At 71.9% G+C, this 6636-nt stretch carries 4 protein-coding genes, 1 rRNA gene and 1 pseudogene; 4 read left to right on the plus strand and 2 right to left on the minus strand.

Annotation, left to right across the window (positions count from 1 at the left end; translation table 11 throughout):
* Window positions 1-79, minus strand: a 16S ribosomal RNA gene (locus E1264_RS38420); the annotation flags it as partial.
* Window positions 80-857: 778 nt separating this feature from the next.
* Here E1264_RS38420 and E1264_RS38425 point away from each other — a divergent pair.
* Both E1264_RS38425 and E1264_RS38430 read left to right on the plus strand, forming a co-directional pair.
* Window positions 858-1835 (plus strand): ATP-binding cassette domain-containing protein, encoded by a 978-nt coding sequence (locus tag E1264_RS38425; protein ID WP_132181802.1) that lies wholly within the window; start codon window positions 858-860, stop codon window positions 1833-1835.
* Window positions 1832-2653 carry an ABC transporter permease gene (locus E1264_RS38430; protein WP_132181804.1) on the plus strand — a complete coding sequence of 274 codons (822 nt, stop codon included), beginning with the start codon at window positions 1832-1834 and terminating at the stop codon, window positions 2651-2653. Before E1264_RS38425 ends, E1264_RS38430 begins: the two co-directional genes overlap by 4 nt.
* A 15-nt stretch (window positions 2654-2668) precedes the next feature.
* Here E1264_RS38430 and E1264_RS38435 read toward each other — a convergent pair whose 3' ends face one another.
* The gene (locus E1264_RS38435) at window positions 2669-5965 is read right to left on the minus strand and encodes a BTAD domain-containing putative transcriptional regulator (RefSeq protein WP_165964598.1); all 3297 of its coding nucleotides are present in this window, start codon (window positions 5963-5965) and stop codon (window positions 2669-2671) included.
* Window positions 5966-6031: 66 nt separating this feature from the next.
* Between E1264_RS38435 and E1264_RS44145 the strand changes: the two genes are divergently transcribed.
* A complete protein-coding gene (locus tag E1264_RS44145; protein WP_165964599.1) occupies window positions 6032-6289 on the plus strand; it encodes a Rho termination factor N-terminal domain-containing protein in 258 nt (85 codons plus the stop codon).
* 74 nt (window positions 6290-6363) lie between these two features.
* A pseudogene (locus tag E1264_RS38440) lies at window positions 6364-6636 on the plus strand (hypothetical protein); the annotation flags it as partial.

The following is a 6636-nucleotide window of genomic DNA, read 5'->3' on the forward strand; positions in this document are numbered from 1 at the left end:
AGGGGCCTTTCCGCTCGACTTGCATGTGTTAAGCACGCCGCCAGCGTTCGTCCTGAGCCAGGATCAAACTCTCCATTAAGGCCACACGACCAGCACGAAGGGGCGAACCTCCACACCGGCCAAACCTTGGAAACAATCCCAGCATCACAACCCCAAAAAGGGGCTGCATTGCCTCAAAGAAATCCCTGACCGCCCCAAAGGACGGCCACGGGGACGACCCAACCCCCCAAAAGGAGCGGGCCGTATAAAGGCACTGGCTTTTAACACGCTGTTGAGTTCTCAAGAAACGGACACCCACCGCGCCGTGAACCCGCTTTCGCAGGCCCCGGCTCCGGGGCAACCCTTCTAACTTACCTGGTTCGCTGCCGTTGTCAAGCGGATCCAGGAAGATCCTTTTTGACGAAGGCTGAACGAACCGAGTTCCCACACGACAGCGAACCCGCGAGCGAAGAACCCGCCAAGATCGTTTCGATGGGAGGTGCCCTACGGGCCGGCCACCTTCCGGCGTCCTGCATCCCGTCCCGGGCTTGCCACTCAAGAGTACCCCGGCCCGGATCAAGCTGCGAACCGTTTTTCCTCTGTTGGCTTTGCCCCGGGGCCGTCCGCCTCTCGGCGTCCCGCATCCCTTGGGGCACGAAGAAGACTAGGCAGCCCCGGACGACCCGTCAAATCGGAACGTCCATCCCCTCGTCCATTGGCGGAAACCCGCTGGTCACGGAGGGGTCAGGTGCCGGGGGGTCAGTGTCGCGTCAGTGCACCGTCAGCGGGTGCTCGCCGATGTCCGTGCCGTATCAGTTCGTTCGGCGACGGTTGCCGGCGGCAGAGCGAAGAGGCCGACGATCTGTGAGGGACGACCGATGGACGATGTGATACGCGCCGAAGGGCTGCGCAAACGGTTCGGGGAGACGAAGGCCCTGGACGGCGTGGACATCTCGGCGCGCCGGGGCACGGTCCTCGGGGTGCTGGGGCCGAACGGGGCGGGGAAGACGACCGCCGTCAGGGTGCTGGCGACGTTGTTGAAGCCGGATGCGGGACGGGCCGAGGTGTGCGGCTACGACGTCGTCAAGGACGCCGTCCAGGTGCGCGCGATGATCGGGCTGACGGGACAGTACGCGTCCGTGGACGAGGAGCTGACCGGCACCGAGAACCTGGTGATGATCGCCCGGCTGCTGGACTTCGAGCGGCGGGAGGCGAAGGCCAGGGCCCGCGAGCTGCTGGACCGGTTCCGGCTCACCGAGGCCGGGTCGCGGGCCGTGAAGACGTACTCGGGCGGGATGCGGCGGCGGCTCGATCTGGCGGCGAGCCTGATCAACCGTCCCGAGGTCATCTACCTGGACGAGCCGACGACCGGGCTCGACCCGCGGGCCCGCAACGAGGTCTGGGACACGGTCCGCGGTGTCGTCTCCGACGGGGCGACGGTGCTGCTGACCACGCAGTACCTGGAGGAGGCCGACGCGCTCGCCGACCGGATCGCGGTGTTCGACCACGGACGGGTGATCGCGGAGGGCACGTCCGATGACCTGAAGGGGCGGATCGGGCGGCAGACGCTGGTGGTCCGCGCGTCCGAGCCGTACCGCACGGCGCAGCTCACCGCGATCGTCGCCGAGCTGACCGGGGAGCAGCCGGAGGTGCAGGAGCCGGCCGGGCTCGTGACCGCGCCGGTGCACGATCCGCGGCTGTTGTCGGCGCTGGTCAGGCGGCTGGACGACGCGTCCATCACGGCGGCGGAGCTGGCGCTGCGGATGCCGAGCCTGGACGAGGTGTTCCTCACCCTGACCGGTCATCTCGCCGAAGAGCCGCCGTCCGAACTCGTCCCCGAGGGGAGCGTGGCATGACCGCCATCACCGTTGACGGGCGCCGCCCGGCCCAGGAGCCGCCCGCGCACATCAGCCCGCGGCGGACGCTGCGGCACGGCCTGACGCTGGCGTGGCGCAACATCTCCCAGCTGAAGCACTCGCCGGAGAAGCTGCTGGACACGACGCTGATGCCGATCGTGTTCCTGCTGCTGTTCCTGTACGTGTTCGGCGGGGCGGTGGCGGGCGACACGAAGTCTTATCTGCAGGAACTGCTGCCGGGCCTGATCGCGCAGATGGCGATGTTCGCGACGATGGGGCTCGGGACGGCGTTGAACGAGGACATCCACAAGGGCGTGTTCGACCGGTTCCGGAGCCTGCCGATCGCGCGTTCCGCGCCGCTGATCGGGTCGGTGCTCGGGGATACGGCCCGGTTCGTGACCGTGATGACGGTTCTGGTCGGGTTCGGTTCGCTGCTGGGATTCCGGTTCCATACCGATCCGCTGTCGGTGCTGGCCGGGTTCGCGCTCGCGTACGTGTTCTACCTGGCGGTCTGCTGGATCTCCGTGCTGGTGGGGCTGGTCGCGCCGACGCCGGACACGGTCCAGGGGCTCTCGTTCATCTGGGTGATGCCGTTGACGTTCGGGAGCAGCATCCTCGTTCCGGACACGTCCACGATGCCGGGATGGCTGGAGGCGTGGACGAAGGTCAACCCGGTCACGCATCTCGCGGAGTCGTTGCGCGCGCTGATGGTCGGCGGGCCGGTCGGGAACCACATCTGGTACACGCTCGCGTGGGCGGCGGGGATCGTCGTGGTCACGTTCCCGCTGGCCATGCGGATGTATTCGCGGCGGGCCTGACACCCGGCCGAACCGTCAGGCGGAGTCCGGCCCTGCCGAGGAGTCCGGGCCCGCCGAGGAGTCCGGGGCGGTGGAGTGAACGATGGCGGGACCCGCTGCGAAGACGTCCTCGCGGGTGACGCGGCGGCCGCGCTCGTAGGCGGCGGAGAAGGCGTCGTCGCCGAGCGCGCGGGTGGCGGCCGTGAGCGTCCGGTGGACGTCGTAGCAGCCGGTGTCTCGGAATCCGCGCAGGGTGTGCGCGGTGCCGAGCAGTTCGGCGGCACGGGCGGGGGCACCGCGCGCGGTGGCGAAGGCGGCGAGTCCCTCGACGAGCGCGGCCAGGGCCGGGTTGCCCATCAGCGCGTCGTTCTTGATGTCGCTGACCGCCCGCAGGTGCCAGCCGAGCGCCGCGTCGAGGTCGCCGTCCTCCTCGGCGAGGCAGGCGATGCGGCTGTAGGTGCGGCGGACGATCTGCGCGAAGTCGGGGCGGTGCTCGCGCGGTTCGGCCCACCTATAGGCGCGGTCGGCGTGCTGGCGGGCGGCCTCGCGGTCGCCCTCCTTCAGGTCCAGCTCGCACAGTAGGAGCGAGGCGCTGGCGGCTTCGGCGAACTCGCCGATCCGGTCCATCTGCGCCATCGCGAGGTGGAGCTCCTCGCGGGCCCGCACCAGGTCGCCCTGGTCGGCGCGGGCCCGCGCGAGCTGGGTGAGGATCGACGCGCCCTGCTCGGGGCTGACGCCGGCGGTCGCGTAGCCGTACGCCTCCTCGCCGAACCGGATGGCGTCGGCGAGCTCGCCGCGGGCGGTCGCGACCTGCATCATTCCGCTGAGCCCGAGGATCATCCCGAACCGGTCGCCGAGCTCGCGGAACCGGGCGTAGCCGGCGGCGGCCTCCTCGGCCGCCCGGTCGATGTGCCCGGTGTTGATGCCCATGTGCGCGAGGAGGGCGTGGGTGACGGCGCGGACCCACGGGTCGGGGTGGTCCTGGATGCGGCGCAGGCGCCGCTCGATCTCGTCCATGTCCCCGTGGAACATGCTGGAGGCCGGTTCCATGAGGACGAGGGCGGGGTGCATCGGCCGTCCGGGGACGATGTCGGCGACGCCGTCGAAGATCGCGCTCAGCTTTTCGGCGTCCGGCCCGGCCTCCCGTCTCATCTCGGTGATGAGGCCCGCGGCGACGACGCACAGGGCGTACTGCTCCTCCAGGCCCGGCGGGACGGTGCCGCCGACCATGTCGCGGACGCCGACCGCCCAGTGCCCCGCCTCGACCTCCTGGTCGCGCAGGAGCCAGAACCACACCAGCGCCGCCCCCAGCCGCAGGCCCGACTCCCGGTCGCGCGTCTCGATGATGTGCCGGAACGCGGCGGTGACGTTGCCGCGTTCGTCGGCGAGGCGTTCGGCCCAGCGGAGCTGGTCGTGGCGGCGCAGCTCAGGCTCGGCGCGCTCGGCGAGGTCGACGAGGTAGGCGGCGTGCGCGGACCGGACGCGTGCGGTCTCGCCCGCCTCGTCCAGCCGCTCCCCCGCGTACACGCGGACGGTCTCCAGCAGCCGGTAGCGGACGTCGGTGTTGCCGTCCGCCATCACCAGCGACTTGTCGATCAGCGCGGCGATCACGTCGATGACGTCGTGGGGTTCGGGGGCGCCGGGCGCGTCGAGGCCGCAGACGCGGACGGCGGCGTCCGGCGTGGCGCCGCCCGCGAACACCGACAGGCGGCGCAGGACGGTGCGTTCGACGTCGTCCAGCAGGTCCCAGCTCCAGTCGACGACGGCGCGGAGCGTCCGGTGCCTGGGCAGCGCGGCGCGGCTGCCGCCGGTGAGGAGCCGGAACCGGTCGCCGAGCCGGGCCGCGATCTGGCTGGAGGTGAGGGAGCGCAGCCGGGCGGCGGCCAGTTCGATCGCGAGCGGGATGCCGTCGAGCGCGCGGCAGATCGCGACGACGTCGGCGACGGTGTCCGCGTCGACCGCGAAGCCGGGGCGGACGGCCGCGCCCCGGTCGGCGAACAGGCGGACGGAGGCGTAGCCGAGCGCGTCCGCGGGGTCGGTGACGGCGTCGTCCGGCAGCGGAAGGGACGGCACCGGGCACAGCGACTCGCCGGTGATGCCGAGCGGCTCCCGGCTGGTGGCGAGGATCCGCACGCCCTCGGCCTGCGCGAGGACGTGCCCGGCGAGCCGCGCGGCGGCGTCGAGGACGTGCTCGCAGTTGTCGAGGACGATGATCATCCGCTTGGCGGCGAGGAAGTCGGTGAGCCGTTCGAGGGGCCGCGCGATCACGCGGGTCTCGCCGGGTCGGACGGTCTCGGGCACGTTGAGCGCGAGCAGCACGGCCTGCACGACGTCGCCCGGGTCGCTGACGGGGGCCAGCGGGACGAACCAGACGCCGTCCGGCATCTCCTCCATGAGCGCGGCGGCGCTCTCCCCGGCCAGCCGGGTCTTCCCGGCGCCGCCGGGGCCGGTGAGGGTGACGAGCCTGGTCTCGCGCAGCAGCTTGCCGACCCGCCGCGACTCCTCCTCCCGCCCGACGAAGCTGGTGAGCTGGGCGGGCAGGTTGGTGCGCGCGGGCCGCGGGACGTCCGGCGGCGTTCGTTCCAGGCGCGGCGGCCGCTCGGCGGCCGGGACGTCCTGCCGCAGGATCTCCAGGTGGACGGCGGACAGCTCCGGGGACGGGTCGACGCCGAGCCGGTCGGCGAGGGCGCGGCGGGTCTCCTCGAAGACCTCCAGCGCGTCGGCCTGCCGTCCCGCCGCGTACAGGGCGCGCATGAGGTGCCCGCGGAGCCGTTCGCGCAGCGGGTGCGCCGCGGCGAGCGGTTCGAGGTCGGCGACCGGCGGGACGGGCCGCCCGGCGGCGACCTCGGCGTCCGCGTGGTCCTCGACGGCGGCGAGCCGCAGCTCGTCCAGCCGCGCGATCGTCGCGGCGGCGAACCCGGCGTCGGCGACGTCGGCGAGCGCGGGGCCGCGCCACAGCGCGAGCGCCTCGCGGAGCGCCTCGGCCCGCCGTGCGGGGTCGTCCTCCCGGCGGGCGGCTGCGACGCCGCGCTCGAACGCGACCGCGTCCACCTGCGCGGGGTCGATGCCGAGCCGGTAACCGGCAGGGCCGTGCTCGACCAGGTCGCGCCCCGCGACGCCGCGGAGCCGCGAGACCAGCGCCTGCAGCGCGTTGCCTCCGCCGGCGGGCGGGGCGCCGTCCCACAGGTCGTCGAGCAGCCGGTCGGCCGACACCGGGTGTCCCGCCTCCGCCGCGAGCCGGACGAGCAGGGCGCGCAGCCGCCGGCCGCCGACCTCGACCGGCCGCGCGGCCCCGTCCCGCACATCGAGCGGGCCCAGGATGCGAATGCGCACGAATCCCCTTCCCCGGGTGCCATTGTCGCCGATGTGTGAACCGCACGTGCCGGGTACCTGTCCGATATGCCTAGAGCACAGATCAAGAACGAGAAGATGTACCAGAAGCTCCGCGACCAGGGCGAGAGCAAGGAGAAGGCCGCCCGGATCGCGAACGCGTCGGCGGGCCAGGGCAAGAAGAAGGTCGGCCGCAAGGGCGGCAAGAACCCGTCGTACAGCGACTGGACGAAGGAAGACCTGATGAAACGGGCCCGCGAGATCGGCATCGAGGGACGGTCGTCGATGAACAAGTCCCAGCTGGTCAACGCGCTGCGCAACCACTGACCACGGGCGCCGCCGCCCGGCCCGGCCGCCTCATTCTTTACGTTTGTCCCATATGCGGCGGGTAGGGCCACCCCATGGATCTGGCATTCCTCAAATCGCTGTACCAACGTCCGGGACCCTTCGCGTCGGTGTACGCGGACCTCACCCGGACCACCGAGGACGCGTCCAAGGCCGTCGAGCTGCGGTGGCGGGCGCTTCGCGCGGACCTGGAGGCCCAGCACGCCCCGAAGGGCATGCTCCGCGCGATCGAGCAGACCATCGAGGAGGAGATCCGGGCGCGCCGCTCCGAAAGTCTGGTGATCTTCGCCGCGGACGGCGAGGTGGCGCACACCGAACGGCTCCCCGGC

Origin of the sequence: Actinomadura sp. KC216 (genome assembly GCF_004348535.1) — a bacterium.
In the GTDB taxonomy this organism is placed as follows: domain Bacteria; phylum Actinomycetota; class Actinomycetes; order Streptosporangiales; family Streptosporangiaceae; genus Spirillospora.

Excerpts from the sequence above, each read along its gene's own strand:
- E1264_RS38425 (WP_132181802.1), top strand. The coding sequence starts at position 858 with ATGGACGATGTGATACGCGCCGAAGGGCTGCGCAAACGGTTCGGGGAG.
- E1264_RS38430 (WP_132181804.1), top strand. The coding sequence starts at position 1,832 with ATGACCGCCATCACCGTTGACGGGCGCCGCCCGGCCCAGGAGCCGCCC.
- E1264_RS44145 (WP_165964599.1), top strand. The coding sequence starts at position 6,032 with ATGCCTAGAGCACAGATCAAGAACGAGAAGATGTACCAGAAGCTCCGC.